Source organism: Rhodoferax sp. (assembly GCF_018780565.1).
In the GTDB taxonomy this organism is placed as follows: Bacteria; Pseudomonadota; Gammaproteobacteria; order Burkholderiales; family Burkholderiaceae_C; genus Rhodoferax.
Genome location: NZ_JADMJN010000001.1, coordinates 58,805 through 74,753 on the forward strand (window position 1 = coordinate 58,805; position 15,949 = coordinate 74,753).

19 protein-coding genes and 1 pseudogene are annotated in these 15,949 nt (G+C 55.1%); 8 read left to right on the top strand and 12 right to left on the bottom strand.

The genetic code is table 11. The features are described 5' to 3' along the window. Positions 1–41 precede the first annotated feature (41 nt). From IV109_RS00265 to IV109_RS00280, 4 genes and pseudogenes are all read left to right on the top strand, one after another. Positions 42–425 (top strand): hypothetical protein, encoded by a 384-nt coding sequence (locus IV109_RS00265; protein WP_296690708.1) that lies wholly within the window; start codon positions 42–44, stop codon positions 423–425. A gap of 126 nt (positions 426–551) precedes the next feature. Further along, the gene (locus tag IV109_RS00270; RefSeq protein WP_296690712.1) at positions 552–845 is read left to right on the top strand and encodes a zinc ribbon domain-containing protein; all 294 of its coding nucleotides are present in this window, start codon (positions 552–554) and stop codon (positions 843–845) included. Positions 846–1,079: 234 nt separating this feature from the next. Next, positions 1,080–1,550: pseudogene (gene lspA / locus IV109_RS00275) on the top strand (signal peptidase II). A gap of 28 nt (positions 1,551–1,578) precedes the next feature. After that, positions 1,579–1,830 (top strand): hypothetical protein, encoded by a 252-nt coding sequence (locus tag IV109_RS00280; RefSeq protein WP_296690714.1) that lies wholly within the window; start codon positions 1,579–1,581, stop codon positions 1,828–1,830. A gap of 72 nt (positions 1,831–1,902) precedes the next feature. Here the strand turns inward: IV109_RS00280 and IV109_RS00285 are convergent, their stop codons facing one another. The 9 genes from IV109_RS00285 to umuD all read right to left on the bottom strand — a co-directional run bounded on the left by IV109_RS00285 (position 1,903) and on the right by umuD (position 9,689). Beyond that, positions 1,903–3,201, bottom strand: coding sequence for a Y-family DNA polymerase (locus IV109_RS00285; protein WP_296690717.1), 1,299 nt, complete (start codon positions 3,199–3,201; stop codon positions 1,903–1,905). Between the two features lie 21 nt (positions 3,202–3,222). Further along, entirely contained in the window at positions 3,223–3,624 is a 402-nt protein-coding gene (locus tag IV109_RS00290; protein WP_296690719.1) for a TetR family transcriptional regulator, read from the bottom strand. Next, positions 3,617–5,458, bottom strand: a complete 1,842-nt coding sequence (locus IV109_RS00295; protein WP_296690721.1) for a tyrosine-type recombinase/integrase — start codon at positions 5,456–5,458, stop codon at positions 3,617–3,619. The genes IV109_RS00290 and IV109_RS00295 overlap by 8 nt, the downstream gene beginning before the upstream one ends. Then, positions 5,448–6,902, bottom strand: a complete 1,455-nt coding sequence (locus tag IV109_RS00300) for a hypothetical protein (RefSeq protein ID WP_296690724.1) — start codon at positions 6,900–6,902, stop codon at positions 5,448–5,450. The genes IV109_RS00295 and IV109_RS00300 overlap by 11 nt, the downstream gene beginning before the upstream one ends. A 170-nt stretch (positions 6,903–7,072) precedes the next feature. Then, positions 7,073–8,245, bottom strand: coding sequence for a site-specific integrase (locus tag IV109_RS00305; RefSeq protein WP_296690728.1), 1,173 nt, complete (start codon positions 8,243–8,245; stop codon positions 7,073–7,075). Continuing rightward, on the bottom strand, positions 8,242–8,541 hold the full coding sequence (locus IV109_RS00310) for a hypothetical protein (protein WP_296690731.1): 300 nt from the start codon (positions 8,539–8,541) through the stop codon (positions 8,242–8,244). The genes IV109_RS00305 and IV109_RS00310 overlap by 4 nt, the downstream gene beginning before the upstream one ends. A gap of 104 nt (positions 8,542–8,645) precedes the next feature. Then, entirely contained in the window at positions 8,646–8,768 is a 123-nt protein-coding gene (locus IV109_RS00315; RefSeq protein ID WP_296690734.1) for a hypothetical protein, read from the bottom strand. Positions 8,769–8,775: 7 nt separating this feature from the next. Next, a complete protein-coding gene (locus IV109_RS00320; RefSeq protein WP_296690737.1) occupies positions 8,776–9,198 on the bottom strand; it encodes a DUF1810 domain-containing protein in 423 nt (140 codons plus the stop codon). Positions 9,199–9,239: 41 nt separating this feature from the next. Further along, on the bottom strand, positions 9,240–9,689 hold the full coding sequence (umuD, locus tag IV109_RS00325) for a translesion error-prone DNA polymerase V autoproteolytic subunit (protein WP_296690739.1): 450 nt from the start codon (positions 9,687–9,689) through the stop codon (positions 9,240–9,242). Positions 9,690–9,723: 34 nt separating this feature from the next. Between umuD and IV109_RS00330 the strand changes: the two genes are divergently transcribed. The 4 genes from IV109_RS00330 to IV109_RS00345 all read left to right on the top strand — a co-directional run bounded on the left by IV109_RS00330 (position 9,724) and on the right by IV109_RS00345 (position 14,350). Further along, positions 9,724–10,395, top strand: a complete 672-nt coding sequence (locus IV109_RS00330; protein WP_296690743.1) for an SOS response-associated peptidase — start codon at positions 9,724–9,726, stop codon at positions 10,393–10,395. After that, positions 10,392–10,871 carry a low molecular weight protein-tyrosine-phosphatase gene (locus IV109_RS00335; RefSeq protein WP_296690747.1) on the top strand — a complete coding sequence of 160 codons (480 nt, stop codon included), beginning with the start codon at positions 10,392–10,394 and terminating at the stop codon, positions 10,869–10,871. Before IV109_RS00330 ends, IV109_RS00335 begins: the two co-directional genes overlap by 4 nt. After that, a complete protein-coding gene (locus IV109_RS00340; RefSeq protein ID WP_296690750.1) occupies positions 10,868–11,656 on the top strand; it encodes a S1/P1 nuclease in 789 nt (262 codons plus the stop codon). The genes IV109_RS00335 and IV109_RS00340 overlap by 4 nt, the downstream gene beginning before the upstream one ends. A gap of 462 nt (positions 11,657–12,118) precedes the next feature. Continuing rightward, positions 12,119–14,350 (top strand): ATP-binding protein, encoded by a 2,232-nt coding sequence (locus IV109_RS00345; protein WP_296690752.1) that lies wholly within the window; start codon positions 12,119–12,121, stop codon positions 14,348–14,350. 238 nt (positions 14,351–14,588) lie between these two features. Here IV109_RS00345 and IV109_RS00350 read toward each other — a convergent pair whose 3' ends face one another. The 3 genes from IV109_RS00350 to IV109_RS00360 all read right to left on the bottom strand — a co-directional run bounded on the left by IV109_RS00350 (position 14,589) and on the right by IV109_RS00360 (position 15,942). Beyond that, positions 14,589–15,098 (bottom strand): DUF1993 family protein, encoded by a 510-nt coding sequence (locus tag IV109_RS00350; protein ID WP_296690754.1) that lies wholly within the window; start codon positions 15,096–15,098, stop codon positions 14,589–14,591. Between the two features lie 164 nt (positions 15,099–15,262). Next, positions 15,263–15,589, bottom strand: coding sequence for a hypothetical protein (locus IV109_RS00355; RefSeq protein WP_296690757.1), 327 nt, complete (start codon positions 15,587–15,589; stop codon positions 15,263–15,265). A gap of 134 nt (positions 15,590–15,723) precedes the next feature. After that, a complete protein-coding gene (locus tag IV109_RS00360; RefSeq protein ID WP_296690760.1) occupies positions 15,724–15,942 on the bottom strand; it encodes a hypothetical protein in 219 nt (72 codons plus the stop codon). Positions 15,943–15,949 lie beyond the last annotated feature (7 nt).

Below are 15,949 nucleotides of genomic sequence, written 5' to 3' on the forward strand. Positions count from 1 at the left end.
TTTGACCTGATTCTCAACCTGTACTTTTAAAAGGAAAACTCATGAAACTGATTTCGACCACCTTCGCTTTGATGTTGATGGCATCGGGCATCGTATTCGCCGCAGACAAACACGACCATGGTCATGAAGACAAGCCTCTGCATGGAGGTTTAGTCACGGAAGTCAAGGATATGGACTACGAGCTCGTAGCCAAACCCAATGTGCTTCATTTGTACGTACGCGATCACGGGAAACCAGTTGATGCCAACAAGGTATCTGCCAAGGTCACTTTGCTGTCAGGCAGTGACAAGCAAGAGATTCTTTTGAAACCATCGGGTGACAAGCTTGAAGCCAAAGGCAGCTTCAACGTTACGCCTGGTACTAAGGTTGTCGCGCAGGTGAGTCTTGCGGGCAAGCTGACAACGGCGCGATTTGTTTTGAAATGACTTAAGGGCCAAGAGCGAGCTTCTTGGCCCCTTCTTTAGATTGCCCTAGCGAAGATAAAAGCAGTGATGCAACTCGTCGGTTGGGCCTAGTGGGCTTGTACGGCGTTCATAAAAGAGGAAAGATGTATGAGTATTTTTGACAAACTTTTCGGTGGTCACCAGCGAGGCAGTCACCGTGGCGGGGGGCACAACGGTGATCGCCACGGCTATGGCGGTGGGTACGCAAGCGGCGGACCTACGGCTGGCGGAGGAGGCAACGGCAGCGTTACATGTCCGAGCTGCAAGGTGCTAAACCCGCTAGGCGCTCGTTTCTGCCAGCAGTGCGGAACTTCACAGGTTCCGTCGGCCTGTACGCAATGCGGAGCCACCCTGCAAGCGGGGGCTAAGTTCTGTGCACAGTGTGGGAAGGTAGCCACTTGACTTCGCAATGCAATGGTGCGACGTCGATAGAGACTGTTTCATGCTCCTTAGTTCGGTGACGACTAAAGCAGGGCAGCTATCGAACCTCCCTCCAAGTGGCTGGAAAATCCTTTGAACGAACAATCTATGGATCTGCAGGTCACGTCAGCCGTGTGCGCCTTCAAGCAGCTACGGTTGTCGCTGCCGCCTACTGTGGCGCCAGGTAACTTTGTCTTCGAACTTGAAAATGAAGTAATGACTTATCCAAATCGCAAAGCGCATTGGTACTCTGTGGCGATTCTCGTGCTGGCAATCGACCAAGCCGCCAAGAGTTTCATAAGTCTAACCACCCCACTTGGCTGGATACTTGAGGTGACGCCATTTTTCAATCTGGTTAATGTTCTAAACCCAGGCGCGGCCTTCAGCTTTCTGGCTGGCGCCGGAGGTTGGCAGCGCTGGTTCTTTCTGGCGATCGCATTAGGGGCGTCTATGTGGTTGGACTGAATGCTCGCCAAGCCGAATCGCCGTCTTGAGGCCCTGGCGTACAGCCTGATCTTAGGCGGTGCCGTTGGCAATGGCGTTGACCGCATCGCTCGCGGGCAGGTCGTCGATTACCTGGACTTTCACTTACGTGGTATGCACTGGCCTGCGTTCAACATCGCAGATGTCGCCATATGCGTCGGTTCCGGGCTAATTCTCTTTTTGTCATTCAAAGTGCACGAATAGCCTATTTTTCACATTTAAGAAGGCGTAAATGCAAATAACTGACCCCACAAATCAAAGAATCAAAGCCTTGTTAGTCCGAGCCACGGAGATCAAGCAGACCAGTGACCATTGCTCGGGGCATAGTGAAACTTGGAGCGAGGTCAATTTCGACGCGTTTGCAAAGATGTTTGTCGAAGAATGCATCACCATTGTTGAGCGAGAAGGCATTGAAGGCGAACAGGGCGTGGCTAATGTTGAGGACTTGAAGACAGCCATGCGTGTGCATTTTGGACTTCAATAAGCAAGCCAGTGAACTTTGCGTGGTTGAAACCGCGTCAAGCAAGAACGCAGACGAATCCAGCCTGCTGGATTCCTAAGCTCTGGCCACAGGCATGTCACTAAATTTGGTGGTGTATTGAGGCGTAAGTCTTTCTTGCCTCATCGACCAGTCGCGGGGCCTGCACCCACCGACAGCGCTTCCTACATGGATGGCACCGCGTCCAAACCGATCATTGATGGAATCCATTGCTGCCATCAATTTTCCGCGATCCCGTGTTTCAGGCGCACCGAAGTCAAACTCGCCTTGTGAGACGTTGTCCGGCATCAAGTCCAGCAGCATGACTCCTGCCTTGGAGAGTTTGAATCCCGGTTTGTAAATCTGGGTGACTCCCATTACAGCGGCCTGAACCAGATGCCTCGTGTCCGCCGTCGGACGGCGCAGCGGTATGACTATGCTTTTGGAGAAGTGTGGCCCCTGTCGGAAGGGGGACGTGTGGGCGAACACCAGTATCTGACCAGCCAAGCCGGATTGACGCCGCAGCTTGGCTGCCGCACGGCTGGTGAACTCGCTCACCGCCTCGATGAGAGGCTTAACTTCAGTGACGGGCTGACCAAATGAGCGGGTGCAAGCAATCTGTTTTTTAGGGCTTGGCGCGTCATCCAAGCTGATGCATGCCTCCCCCTGCAATTCTCTGACTGTGCGCTCCAATACAACGCTCCAACGATCACGAACCATGGATGGACTCAATCTTGCGAGGTCGAGAACCGAAGTCACCCCTGCGTCACGCAGTTGCTGTCCGATGCGCCGACCGACCCCCCACACTTCGCCCACATCGGTCGCAGCCAATATGGCATCCACATCAGATCCAGGGAGGTTTAACAAGTTGCAGACCGTAGCCAAACTCTCAGGGTAACTGCCAGGCTTTCTTTCGGCGGTCTTGGCAATGTGATTGGCCAGTTTGGCCAGTGTCTTGGTGGCACCAATACCGACGCCGCAGGGGATGCCAGTCCACTGATTGATCCGGTCACGCACAGCATGCGATCTCTTAGTCAGGTCGCCGCGAACCCCATCAAGCCCAATGAATGACTCGTCGATGCTGTAGATCTCCTGGGCAGGGCCCAACCCAGCAGCGATGCTCATCATGCGGTCGCTCATGTCTCCATACAAAGCGAAGTTGGCCGACAGCGCGACCAGACCTTCCTGTTCTTCCAAGTGCCGGATCTCGAACCACGGCGCGCCCATCTTGACTCCCAGCGCCTTGGCCTCGTTGCTGCGTGCAATCGCACACCCATCATTTGAAGACAGCACAACCACTGGACGACCGTTCAAACTGGGCCGAAACACGCGCTCACAACTGACGTAAAAGTTATTGCCATCAACCAGAGCAAACATGACCAGAGCCTTTGAACAGGACTAAACGCCTGAGCCTTTTGGTTGAAGAATCGAAACCACTTTGCCAGTGGCCATGCCTTTGAGTAAGGCCACTTCGTTCAGAAGCACTTGGTTGACGGATGCAAGTTTGGCCAAGTCCGCGCGCGCCTCTGCTAGTTCCTGCCTCAGAGCACGGTTGACCTCGCGCTCACGAACCAACGCATCATGCTTGGCATCGCGCTGGGTTCGCGTCGCCTTGCCCACCAGCCCTCTGATTTTCTCGGCGAGGTCTGGGTAAGTGTTGTGAATCAGCGCAGGGGTGACCCCAGCCAACTTCGCAACCGCAGAGATGGACACCTTGCTCTGGCCAGCCTGCACCTGCGCAATGGCCTGCTGAATCTCATCAGCGGTCTTTTTTCGGCTACGAGCCTTGGGGTCACTCATTTGGAGCTCCATTCAGATTTGACGTATCCGGTGTCAGTAGAACACCAAGGTCTACCATCACTTGGCGCGCCCATTGAACGTCACGCTCAGCACGTTGCCTGACCGCTGGGCCAGCATCGTCAATGGTCAACAATTCGGTCTGTTGCGCATAGATGCCTTTCCAGATCTCGGCAAACGACTCATCAATGACGCCGTTCTTGCATCCAACGCACCGGGTCGCTTCATACAGACCCGCGCCACCACACCCCTTTTCTTGCGCCAGGCACCATCCGTGGCCCGTGGCGCGGATGTGAACCTGGGCTGCTGTTTCAGCCAACAACGCGGTGCGACTTTTCAGGGTAATCGCACGCGACTTCTTGATTTGGCGGCCAGCGCCGCCGCTTAGGGCCTGGTCACCAAGCCAGGACTCAATCAAGTCCACCTTGAAGTCGGTCATTTCATCCAGCACTTCATCGAACAACGATGCGTCTTGCATTGGGTTGGATGCATACAACTGGGTCATGCTCATGCTGGAATGCTTGAACTGCCATTTGAGGAAGACAAGTGAGGCGCAGCCCATGCGCGACTCAACGATGTTGCGCGCGTAAGTTCTGCGGCACTGGTGGGGTGCCAACTGCCAGTCTGTGCCAGCAGCCTTTGCCAATCGCCGGAATGAGACCTTCGATCCACCATTGGATAGCGCGTCAACGTGATAGCCAGTCGATTCACTCTGCCCAGACCGGCTGGTGCATAGAAACAGTTTTCTGGCGTCTCGCTTTGCCTTTGCCAATCGCAGCATTCGATTCGTCAAGCCCTGAGGTGTTGGGTTGCATTCCAGTTCTGCCACTTCAAGAGCCAGCATTTCTTGAAGTGGCTTTGCGTAGCGGCTCATCAGAGCCAAGACTTTGACCGTGAGCTCGGGTATTAAGAACTCCACCCTGCCTTTTCCCGTCTTATGCTCGGTGGTGGCGACCCAGTGGAATTCAATGCCGTCTCTCACTTCGCTACGCCATGATCCGGCCTCGACCCCGATCGCTTCCTCGTTGCGCATGCCACTGGTGATCGACAGGACGTAAAGTGCTGCATCCCGAATGCGAATCAGCGCGGGATTTCTAAGCCCCAAGCTCCCGGCGTCTCGTTCGTTGAGAATTCTCGGTGCCGCTGCAAAAATCTCTTCACAATAGTTGAACACCTTGGCCTGCACATCAGGAGGGATGATGGGCGTTTTCCCGGTTTCAGTTCGCCCAACTTGTTTTGCCAAACCGCTGACCCGCCACAGAGAGCTGTCGCCCCATGGGCATGCAGCAAGCGGGAATGACGTGTCGTTGCGAAACACCCATAAGAAGTCCAGGATGCGCAAGCTGTCGTAGACGCTACCTGCATTGCGTGTAAGTCGAGATTTCGTGTAATGAACATAGTTGACGACGTGAATGGGTTTCACCTGGTCGAATCTCTTGATGTTCAGTGCAGTCAGCCAACGCATCATCGGAATCGCTGATGCAATGGCAGCCTGGCAGATACCCATTGCCACCGGAGGCTTCGAGCCAGGCAAGCCTCGCTTGAACCATGCATACAGGACAGCCTTGCAGTCATCGACCAACTCCTGCGAGCAATCCCCTGGCCAAGGAATGTATTTCTGACCATCGGCCACGTTGGATTGCTCGAAGTAGGGTCTGAAGTCCCAAATGGAATCACCAAATCTGGATAGAACGTGATTGCTGCCATCCATGTCAGCCACCGCGCTGACCACGATATTGAATTTCGCGGACTCCGATAGCCCTTTGGATGAGACGGGCTGGGCGGCCAATAGGTCGTAAGCCTTAGCTGGCTGCAATGCAATCGCGTTAACTGCCATAGCGGGCCTCTCGATTCAACAGAGCCTGGCGCATGCGTATCGCCCAGAATGGGTGGGGGTCCTTTTGAGCCAGCGCCTTGGCCTGCTCCACCATTTCCGGGAAGAAGTTATCGACTGCAATTCGGTCGATTTGCGCAATGAGATCTTGATGGTGGCCTTTCCACTCATGCCACTCTTCTTTGGCGTAGTAGTCCATCTCCGACAGTAGGAAGCGCTGGAAGCTAAACAGCCGGTGCAGGTCCTTGACCGTCCCCACAATGGCATAGCTTGGACACCCCAGGCAATGCGTGAATTCCGCGCAATGTGTGGCGCCGTCTTTAGGGGCGAGCGCGCCTTGCAAGCTGTCTTTGCAACTACCCGTAGGTGTTGGCACGAGGTCTTGCCCCCTGAGCTTAGCTGGCAGCGCTTCACCAATGAATTTCGCGCCTTCAGCCTTGGTGTGCTCGTCAAGGCGCAAGTAGTGGTTATCTGCTACCTGAGGGGAATGCCCCATTACTGCGGACACGGCAAGCAGATCGCCATCACTGATCTGCCAGAGCCGGTTTTCCATGGTTTTTCGCAGGCGTCCAGGTGTCACCCGCAACGGTGAGTCGTCATCTGCCACTAGCCCGTGTCGTTGAACGATTGCCCGCGTGAGTTCGGACACGCTTCCCACATTCAGACAAAGCACCTTTCCTTTGTCTTTTCCACGCTGCGCCGATCGGTAGAGCCAAACACGATCCTTGATTGCCTCAGGTGCATCGGGCACCAGTAACTCCGTTAAGGCCAATGCCTTCTTGAGCACCGCAACTCCATCCATAGGAATGGTCGCGGCGCGATCGTGGACGTGGGTCTGCCGCAATGACGTAGATTGCGCGCCCTTGCCCCTGCGTTTGAATGTTTTAACCAGCATGAGATTGGGCATGAAAGGATGTGGGCCTAAACAATCCCGCTTCATTTCCAGAAGTGGGGTTGTGTTGATGCCCGAGCGCATGCCAATGATGAGCATGAGAGCCACAATGGCTTCCGACTCCAATCCCACAAATCGTCCATGATGGATGGCAATCAGGTCGGCTTTAAGGGCCGTGGCCAACTTCTGCATTTCCGCCTGACTTAAAGATGTTTCGCCTCGCGTCACCTTTGCGTTCATGGGGAATGGATTGGTGGGCAGTAGAACCTCAGGAGTTTGGTCGATAAAGCCATAGTCCATCAGGCCAATCACCACCGACTTGAAGGCGCTGTAGTAGTTCTTGGCAGTGGAGCCCTTGGGGTATTTGAGCCTGAGCCACGCGATGTATCGCGCGACATCTCCATGGCCCATATCAGCCGGCCTTGAGGGCATGGTGTCCACATGGCTTCCCGTAAGGTATGGGAGAAACACTTTGATCCCGTTGGATGCAAAACTCACGATGGTTGCCACCGAATAGTTCCCACTGTGGAGCCGGGCCTTCAACACCGTGGTCACGGCCCAAATCCAGTCGTCAAAGCCACACCCTAACCATGGGCGCAGGTCAATCAGGTTCTGATTTCGCGGATTGGGAGGCAGCTCGACCAGCGCATCAGTTGCTCCCAAGCCAGCGGCCAGGTCGGTGGCGGGTCCAGATGCCTTAGCCTTGTAGTCCTTTGTGCGCGCCATCAACGATTCCCCATCGCGATCTGGGCCTCGCCACCGTTGGCGAACAGCATGTCCATTTCGTCCTCATGGGCCAAAACAATCTGGGCGTCCAACTGATTGATCAGATGCAGGTAAATCGCAGTGGTTTGCACATCCGAGTGCCCCATGCGGTCGCGGACATAAAGCAACGGCTCACCCTGGAAGACCGTGCTTTTGCGCAGAGCCGACAGTGTGTAGGTTCCATAGGTGTGCCGAAGCATGTGCGCCCTCACAGGGAAGCCAACTTTTTTCTCAATGGCTTTCATGGCGTCGACGACCGCGCCTTTCGAGAATTCTGTTCCAAGCTCTGTCAGCACAAGCGCGGTCGGGACCTGCCCAGCCCTTTGCCGCCGGACCTCTCGCTGGTGCAGCGAATAGGTCCACATGTCTTCCATCAGTGACCACGGCACATCCACGCTTCTGGGCTTGCCATACTTGAGGTGCATGTCAGCAGGCTCCAGATTGACGCGGATCATCTGCCCAGGTGTAAGTCCCGTTCTGGTTCTCGGGTTGAAGACATACGTCAATGGAAATGAGCGCGCCTCGCAGGAGCGCATCCCGGTGCGCACCATCAGGTTGAACAAAAGAGCATGGCTTGGGTCAAGCCTTGCGCCAAGGCACTGCCTGACCTGCTCTTTGATCAAGAATTTGATCGTTGCCTTACGCTCGCGGGCCATCACCATCGGCTTTGAGATCACGCCACCGGTGCGATCCACATGGGCAAGAAACCCCTGATGGGATGGAGTCCGAACGTCGCGCATGCCGAATGGCAGATGCGAGACGTAGCCCTGGCGTTTGCACCAATCGTAAAACCGCACAACCAGGTTCAACCGCTTATTCACGGTATTTGGATTCAGACCTAACTCGCCAAGCGACCAATCACGATACCTGGCCACAACGCTCAGCCCATGCGGCTTTTGGTCCTCATTCCAGGTCAGGTCGTTGGCAGACAAGAATGCAAAATAGTCGTATAGCCTGCGGCCATACGCTTCCCAAGTGAGCTTGCTCTCAATGCTTCCATGGGTGACCAAGGTGTGCCACAGGAACGATTGCGCAGGTTCCAGGGGCCATCCGTCATCGTCAATAAGCAACGGGAAACCCGCAAACGAACGGCCTTCAACCGCGAGGTCCGTTGTAGCCAGCACAAGCCTCACACACCCCTCTCTTTCAGTAGCTTGGCGGCTGCCTTGAAGTTGAGGCCATGAATGTGCATGACCAAATCAATTGCGCCGCCACCGCCACGGTCCATGCGCACATCCCAAAACTTCGGACCCGTGCACAAGAACTCCCAATCATGGCCTGCAGCATGGGCGTGCCAACGGGTGGTCAGATGACTCGATCGTGGATGGAACGAGGGATCTTCTTTGATGTGCTCAGCCAGCAGGCGTAGGACATTGAGGGAATCCATCTCCCGCCACCGCACCAGGTCCAAGTTATCCACAGATATCATTACGCTCCGTTTCCTCCCCCAGACCCCCACCTGCTACTCGTCTCAAAGAGACGATGAATCCCAATACCAGAAGCCCGGAAGACCGGAAGACATGACACATCCTACTAACAAACTTGATCAGTAAGATCGTTGTTCGATAGCACCACGACCGGAATGCCCTCCAGGCTGGGTCGGAACACCCGCTCACAACTCACATAGAAGTTGTTGCCATCCACCACGGCGTACATCGCAAGCTCAACCCGGCATGCGGTTGACCAGCTGGATGGTCATATCGTCGGCATCGCCCTTGAAGAACATGTCCAGTGCCGCAGAAAACAGCGGCTCATTGGGATCGGCCAGCATAAAGAGCGTCATGCAGGAGCGAAACTTGAGGTTGTCGGGATGGTGCAGGATCTCCAAGGCCGATTTGTCGTGGTGCTGCATGACCAGTTGGGTACATTCCTTCAACCGGGCGCCCAGAACCGGGTGGTTGAGGTACTGCCTGGCCTGTGCCAGATTCTCCAATCCATAAAACCGTGCGGTTGGGCTACGGCCAAGCTCACGCAGCTGGGGAAAGATGAACCACATCCAGTGGCTGGCCTTGTCCCCGGCACGCAGCTCCTGCAAGACCTCGGCGTAGATCGGTTCCTGTGCTTTGAGAAATCGTGCGTAGTCCATGATTTGTTCTCCCCTCGGGTTCATTTAAGTGTCACCCAGCCTTACGCCGGAAAAATCTTGATCACGCTGGTGACCACACCCCAAATCTGCAGGGTCTGCTCATCCTTGGGCGTGATGTCAGGGTAGGTCGGGTTGCCCGCTACCAGCTTGATGCGGCCCAACTTCTTGTACAGTTTCTTCACCGTGAACTCACCATCCACGGCAGCCACCACAATCAGGCCATGGCGCGGTCGCTTGGATTTGTTCACCACCAGAATGTCCTGGTCATTGATCCCGAAGTTCACCATGGACACGCCACTGGCACGCATGAAGAAGGTCGCTTGAGGGTTGGGCACCAGCAGTGCCGCCAGGTCCAGACGCTCGGCCCCCAGGTCCTCAGCAGGCGAAGGAAACCCGGCGCAGACCTGATTCGCCAGAAACTGGACCAGCAGCGGTGCCGCCAAGGCAGTGGCCGCTGGTATCGGGGTCATGGGCTGCATATGGCTGTACATGTATACAGTATAGTATCGGGATAGGATTTGAACCATGTGCAGTCACTACCAAGGCCTCAAAGAACAGGCGCGTTACCAAAAGCATTTCGGAGTTATGCCGCCACCCGAGCCAGGCAAGGCAGATCTCTGGCCGGGCTATCTGGGCAGCTTCATTCGTCGACCTCCCCCTGCTGCTCTGGACGGCGAGGCAAAGCCAGCGCTGCAAGCGCTGAATGGCTTATTTGGTTTGGTGCCGCACTGGTCGACGGACACCAAGATCACCAAACACACCTACAACGCCCGGGTTGAAACGGTGGCAACGAAGCCCAGTTTCAGGGATGCATGGCGCTTGGGTCAGCGCTGCATCATCCCCGCAGAGCATTTCTTTGAGCCGGACTGGCGCAGTGGCAAAGCGGTGCCGACTTGCATTGGGCGTGCCGATGGGAGCCCAATGGGACTTGCCGGCCTGTGGTCGAGCTGGAAATCAGACAAGGGCGAACTGGTGTTCAGTTACACCATGCTCACCATCAATGCCGATGAGCATCCGTTAATGAATCAGTTTCACAAACCGCTTGATGAAAAACGCATGGTGGTGATCTTGTCCCCTGAGCGCTACCTGGACTGGCTGGCTATCCAATGCCAGCCCATGGATTTCATGCAGCCTTACCCAGCCGATCTGCTGCAAGCCAGCGCGCCGCCTGCTGTCAACGGCGCTTTGTTTCAATGAAGCCCTATGCGGTCCTGTTTGTCTGTATGGGCAATATCTGCCGAAGTCCGACCGCCCATGGGGTTTTCCAACACATGGTCAAGGCGCAGCACTTGCACGACCGGGTGCAAGTGGATTCCGCGGGCACGCACAACTATCACCCCAACAGCCCACCTGATGAGCGCTCCCAGCAGCATGCGATCCGACGCGGCTACGATCTGTCTGAGCTGCGCGCGCGCCAAATTCAAGCCGCAGACTTCGAAGAATTCGATCTGATTCTGGCGATGGACTGGGACAACCTGAAACTGATCCAGGCTGAGTGTCCACCAGAGCACCTGGTGAAGGTGCGCCGACTCACTGAGTTCTGCTCGGTCCACCACAGCGAGGTAGTGCCTGATCCCTACTACGGCGGCCCCGCTGGCTTTGACCATGTGCTGGATTTGGTGGAAGATGCCTGTGAAGGCTTGCTGCACCATGTGACGGGACAGATTCGATGAGGTCCCCGGTATCTGACACAAGAACCCTTTGGACCGCCGCACTCGCCCTCCTGCTGGTGCTGGGGATGCCGCTGCAAGCCTATGCATGGGGCACGGAGGGACACCAGGTCATTGCGCAATTGGCGCAGACCCAACTGACGCCGAAAGCGCGCAAAGAAGTCGATCGATTGCTGGCACTGGAACCCGGGCAGACCATGGCGTCCGTCTCGACCTGGGCAGACGAGCACCGCAACCCAAGTTCCGCGGTTTGGCATTATGTGAACTTCCCAAGAGACAACTGCACCTATGACGCGCAAAGAGACTGCCCTGACGGGCGCTGCGTCGTAAGTGCCATTGAACGTCAGATGGAAGTCTTGGCGTCCAGTGCTCCAGATGAAAAGCGACTAACCGCTTTGAAGTATGTGATCCATCTGGTGGGTGATGTGCATCAGCCGCTACATGCGGGCTACCGGGATGACAAAGGTGGCAACACCTATCAGTTGCAAGCCTTTATGCGTGGCAGCAATCTGCATGCGCTGTGGGACAGTGGCTTGATCAGGTCTGCCAACGAAGATGTTGAGAGCATGACGTCGAGACTGCGGCTCCTGAGCTTGACAGCTCAACGCAACGACTTGAATGTTGTTCACGTGGCCGAGGAGTCGTGCCGGATTGTGGCCCTGCCAGGGTTTTATCCACAACGCAAGGTGGGTCTCGACTACATCGAGCGCTTCACGACGACACTGGAACAACAACTGGCGCTTGCGGGTGCGCGATTGGCAGGGCTCATCAATCTGGCGCTTCGGTAGTTGTTTCTAGAGTAGGCAATGGATGTGATGTTCAGCGATCGACCCAAAGCTGTCTTTTGCGATCCTGAATTTCTCGCCACAAAGCAGCCATCTGATCTGTTACAAATAGAACGAGCGGACTCAGGTCGCCTCTGTGACGAAACCGGGTATTGGCGCCTGACAGCTTTTTGGTAGCCCAATGCATTGACTGTCAGGAGTCGTTCGCATCCTTCTCTTCCGTCGCGATAGTTGACTTTCGGGCTTAAATTGCCTACATCAACTCGGCATTAACTTCGAGATCCAAAGTGGACAGGATTTCGTGTCACGTGGACACGAACCGGCTCTATTCCCGCGATTTACACTACGAAACCGACCATTGCGACTACTCAATCAATTCCGCTAGTGCGTTTGCGTCAAACGCTAGATACTGAGAACATGAAGCATCACCATTGAGAGCGACTCAAATAATCAAAACGGTCTTAAATGCAATACTTTGATCAGAAAACCTTAGGTTTTACCAGCTTGTTGACCAGCGTGCTATTGCCGCTAGTGTTGCTGGGCATCGGTGGATTGACGCGTAAGGACCAAGCCACGCGCGCATGGATGCGCGGTGTAGCCATGTATAGCCTGGGTTTTATAGCATTGGCGCTACGCAATCAAATTCCGGACTTCCTCTCCATCGTTGCCGCCAACACTCTGGTATTTCTCGGCTATGCCGAGCTGCTGTATGGGTTGAAGTATTTCTTTCAACGCCCCGTGCGCCGACGCTGGGCGTCCGGTGCCGCACTGGTCTTTGCTGCGGGAATGTGGGTGTACATAGACGCCGGTGGAGTGGAAATGCGCTACATCATGGCGTCTATCGCCTTGATGGTTCTGTCACTGGCAATTGCCTGGGAGTTCTTCCTAGCAGCACACCGGTTGCAACCGACACAACAAGAGGGCGCCGGATCCGAGCGAAAAATTCTGCGTGTCTTTGGCGGCGTGTTTGCCCTGAGTGCCGCCACCTTGTGTCTACGAGCCGTTTACTTCGTGGAGGTGATGGGCCGATCAAATAGCGACGGACTGGCCAGTGTTTTGTCCATGCTGGCCTATTTCAACGCCATCGTCATCAACTTTGTGCTGGCGGCCTGCCTGCCGTTGTTGGTGTCCCGGCGCATCCAACGTGACTTGCAGGCGAGCGAGGCCTCGCTTATCCATGTACAACGACTGGCCGGCATAGGCACCGCCATCATCGATTTGTCCTCGCTGAAGATTACAACCAACTCCTTCATGCAGGAACTCTTGGGTATGGAACTCGGACGAGACCTCACCATGGAGGACTGGTGGGCTATGGTGCATCCGGATGACCGTACCAGTGTGCAACTGGTCTGGAGAGAACTGGCCAGTGGCCGCAGCAAAAGCACGCATAACGCCTACCGGGTGATTCGTCCGCTGGACCAGCATGTGCGCTGGATCAGCGTTACCAGTGACGTGCGGATCCATCCGAGTGACTCCACGCGTTCGGTGTTGAGCACTCTGCGTGACATCACCGAACTTAAGGAATCCGAACTGACTGCACTACAGGCCAAGCAGGCGGCCGAACTGGCCAATAGCGCCAAGTCAGCATTCCTGGCCAACATGTCCCATGAAATCCGCACTCCGATGAACGGCATTATGGGTCTGACGCAACTGGCGCTCGCTGGCCCATTGTCGTCCGAGCAGCGCGAACTGATCGGCAAAGCAAACGATTCGGCCCAGTCGCTGCTGGGCATCATCAACGACATTCTTGATTTTTCTAAGATCGAGGCCGGAAAGTTGGAGTTGGAGGTAATCGCGTTTGATTTGCAGCGATCTCTGGACCAGCTGCGCAATATGTTCTCGCAGTTTGCTTCAAGCAAGGGGATCGATTTTGAGATTTCTGTGGATGAGGCAGTTCCGCGCGGCCTGGTGGGCGACCCACTGCGGCTTTCACAAATTCTTAACAATCTGGTGGGTAACGCAGTCAAGTTCACCGAAAAGGGATTGGTAACGCTTCATGTGAGTCGAATAACGAATGATGTTGATACGGCGTCGGCTCGAGTGCAGATTGTCGTGCGCGACAGCGGTATTGGTATCACAGAAGAACAGAAATTGATGTTATTCCAACCATTTGTCCAAGCTGATGGATCGACGACAAGGCGCTTTGGAGGCACCGGGCTTGGCCTGACAATCTGCCGTCGCCTGGTGAACTTGATGGGCGGGCAGCTGCACTTTGACAGCGTTGCCGGCCAAGGCACAAGCTTTACAGTCGTGTTGGATTTTGGTTTGTCAGACGCGGCATTGGGGGAGCGTCGTACACAAACACGTGCACCCGTGACTAGCCTAGCTGGTGTACGCGCTTTGTTGGTAGAGGACAACCTTGTTAACGTGATGGTGGCCACAATGTTACTGGAGAGCAAGGGGGTCAATGTCACCGTTGCTGAAAATGGACAAATCGCGATGGACAAACTGCAGGGGGCGCCGGACGCGTTCGATGTAGTTCTGATGGATGTACAGATGCCCGTTATGGACGGACGCGAAGCGACCGAACTCATTCGCCGCGACCCTCGCTTTGCCAAGCTGCCGGTGATTGCCATGACTGCTGATGCGATGTCGGAAGATCGGCAGCGCTGCCTAGACGTTGGCATGAACGACTATCTCTCCAAACCGATTGATTCGGAAAAGCTGTTCGCCATGTTAGCGCATTGGTGCAGATAAGCGACTGATTCGGAGCCCGGAAAATGTCAGAAAGCAGCCCACGGACTTGCCGTGTAGCAAATACCAACACTGCATCGATGCGGCTTACCGCGCGAGCGGTTTAGTCCGTGGGCCTGGTGCCGACGAAATTCAATCGATTGGGTTTTCGCCTGTCTGTAATTTTCACTGTGCCAAAGCAGCCATCCGCGACAGACTGCTCCTGGCCCAAAGCCGCATTGGACACTCCGGCATCGCGCTATCAATAAGCGCCCATGTAGTCACGCTTGCCGATTTCCAGACCGTTATGTCGCAGGATGGCATACGCGGTGGTGATATGGAAGAAAAATTGTGGCAAGCCGTAGTTCGACAGATAGACCTGTCCACTTAGTTTTTTCTCTTTCGGCGTACCAGGTCGCAGCACAATCTCTTTGGACTCGCTGCCGTCGAAGGACGCGCTGTCCAAGCCATCGAGAAATGACAAGGTCTTTGCCAGTAGCAGGTCCAGATCGGCAAAGCTCTGCTCCTGGCCCTCAAATGCAGGAACATCGACACCGGACAAACGAGCCGATACGCCGCGCGCAAAGTCAGCCGCAATCTGCACTTGCTTGACCAACGGGAACATATCCAGATACAGGCGTGCTTGCAACAACGCGTCCGGATCAATGGTCTTCCCGCTAAGGTGTGCATCGGCCTTGCCAAGAATGGTCTTGAGAGCTGTCAGCATCTGCTTGAGGACAGGAACGGAATTGGTATACATCGGGCTGGTCATGGGTACTTCTCTATTTGGTGAAGTGGCGAGGATATGTTGAAAGTGCTGCCACCCAACATTTCAAGGTCAATTCGAACCGGATTTAGGTGTACTGAATTTTCAAGCTTGAGCCCGTTCTCGATCTATGCAGATGAGTTGAGCTTGTCAGTGGCAATCAAAACTGATCATTGAAGGTCACCCAGCCAGTTTTCGAACACCCCCAGCACCGACCAGCACAAGGCACGATGGACTGCGTACAAGTGGCTCTTGAATGGCTCCCAGCGAACAGGCTTTTTGCTTGAGAGATCGAATAGTGTGGCTTCTTTCTGATCTGCCACCCCACGCCCAAAGGCACCTTCACAGACCAAGTGCCCTTTATGCTCGCTGACGATCGTGGCGTGTGCCCGCAAAAGTAGGATCTCTCCCTTGAGACGCTTCTCAAGGCTGACTTTGTCCCCTTCCTGAGGCAAGCCAACTTTGGCTCGCAACTCGCTGAGCTCGACATCGGTCACGTTATGACCCCCGCGCTAGCTAGGCAACTCAGCAAATCATTGAAATTTGTAGTCATCGTTTTTAGATAGGTCCGGTTCATCAGTGAACGGGCTGGCCAAGCCTTCTTGATCAAAGTCTGCAATGCTCGATCCAGCTACATCCGCTGGGCCGCTGCCAAGAGCTCGATCGACATCGCATCTACATCGTGCGCGTACAGATACATCGGCCGCAAAGACTCCTGGCCCCAGCTTGCCAGCTCCATGTAGGCAAAACACGGGTATGTTTTCGGCGGCGCATGCTGACTATCGGCAAAGCGCCCTTCTTCAGCCCTGACCCATTGCCGCCATGTGCTCACGCTGGTCAATAGTTTCATGCTCACG

Coding starts and splice junctions, on each gene's coding strand:
- IV109_RS00265 (WP_296690708.1), top strand. CDS start 42: ATGAAACTGATTTCGACCACCTTCGCTTTGATGTTGATGGCATCGGGC.
- IV109_RS00270 (WP_296690712.1), top strand. CDS start 552: ATGAGTATTTTTGACAAACTTTTCGGTGGTCACCAGCGAGGCAGTCAC.
- IV109_RS00280 (WP_296690714.1), top strand. CDS start 1,579: ATGCAAATAACTGACCCCACAAATCAAAGAATCAAAGCCTTGTTAGTC.
- IV109_RS00285 (WP_296690717.1), bottom strand. CDS start 3,201: ATGTTTGCTCTGGTTGATGGCAATAACTTTTACGTCAGTTGTGAGCGC.
- IV109_RS00290 (WP_296690719.1), bottom strand. CDS start 3,624: ATGAGTGACCCCAAGGCTCGTAGCCGAAAAAAGACCGCTGATGAGATT.
- IV109_RS00295 (WP_296690721.1), bottom strand. CDS start 5,458: ATGGCAGTTAACGCGATTGCATTGCAGCCAGCTAAGGCTTACGACCTA.
- IV109_RS00310 (WP_296690731.1), bottom strand. CDS start 8,541: ATGATATCTGTGGATAACTTGGACCTGGTGCGGTGGCGGGAGATGGAT.
- IV109_RS00315 (WP_296690734.1), bottom strand. CDS start 8,768: ATGTACGCCGTGGTGGATGGCAACAACTTCTATGTGAGTTGTGAGCGG.
- IV109_RS00320 (WP_296690737.1), bottom strand. CDS start 9,198: ATGGACTACGCACGATTTCTCAAAGCACAGGAACCGATCTACGCCGAG.
- umuD (WP_296690739.1), bottom strand. CDS start 9,689: ATGTACAGCCATATGCAGCCCATGACCCCGATACCAGCGGCCACTGCC.
- IV109_RS00330 (WP_296690743.1), top strand. CDS start 9,724: ATGTGCAGTCACTACCAAGGCCTCAAAGAACAGGCGCGTTACCAAAAG.
- IV109_RS00335 (WP_296690747.1), top strand. CDS start 10,392: ATGAAGCCCTATGCGGTCCTGTTTGTCTGTATGGGCAATATCTGCCGA.
- IV109_RS00340 (WP_296690750.1), top strand. CDS start 10,868: ATGAGGTCCCCGGTATCTGACACAAGAACCCTTTGGACCGCCGCACTC.
- IV109_RS00345 (WP_296690752.1), top strand. CDS start 12,119: ATGCAATACTTTGATCAGAAAACCTTAGGTTTTACCAGCTTGTTGACC.
- IV109_RS00350 (WP_296690754.1), bottom strand. CDS start 15,098: ATGACCAGCCCGATGTATACCAATTCCGTTCCTGTCCTCAAGCAGATG.
- IV109_RS00360 (WP_296690760.1), bottom strand. CDS start 15,942: ATGAAACTATTGACCAGCGTGAGCACATGGCGGCAATGGGTCAGGGCT.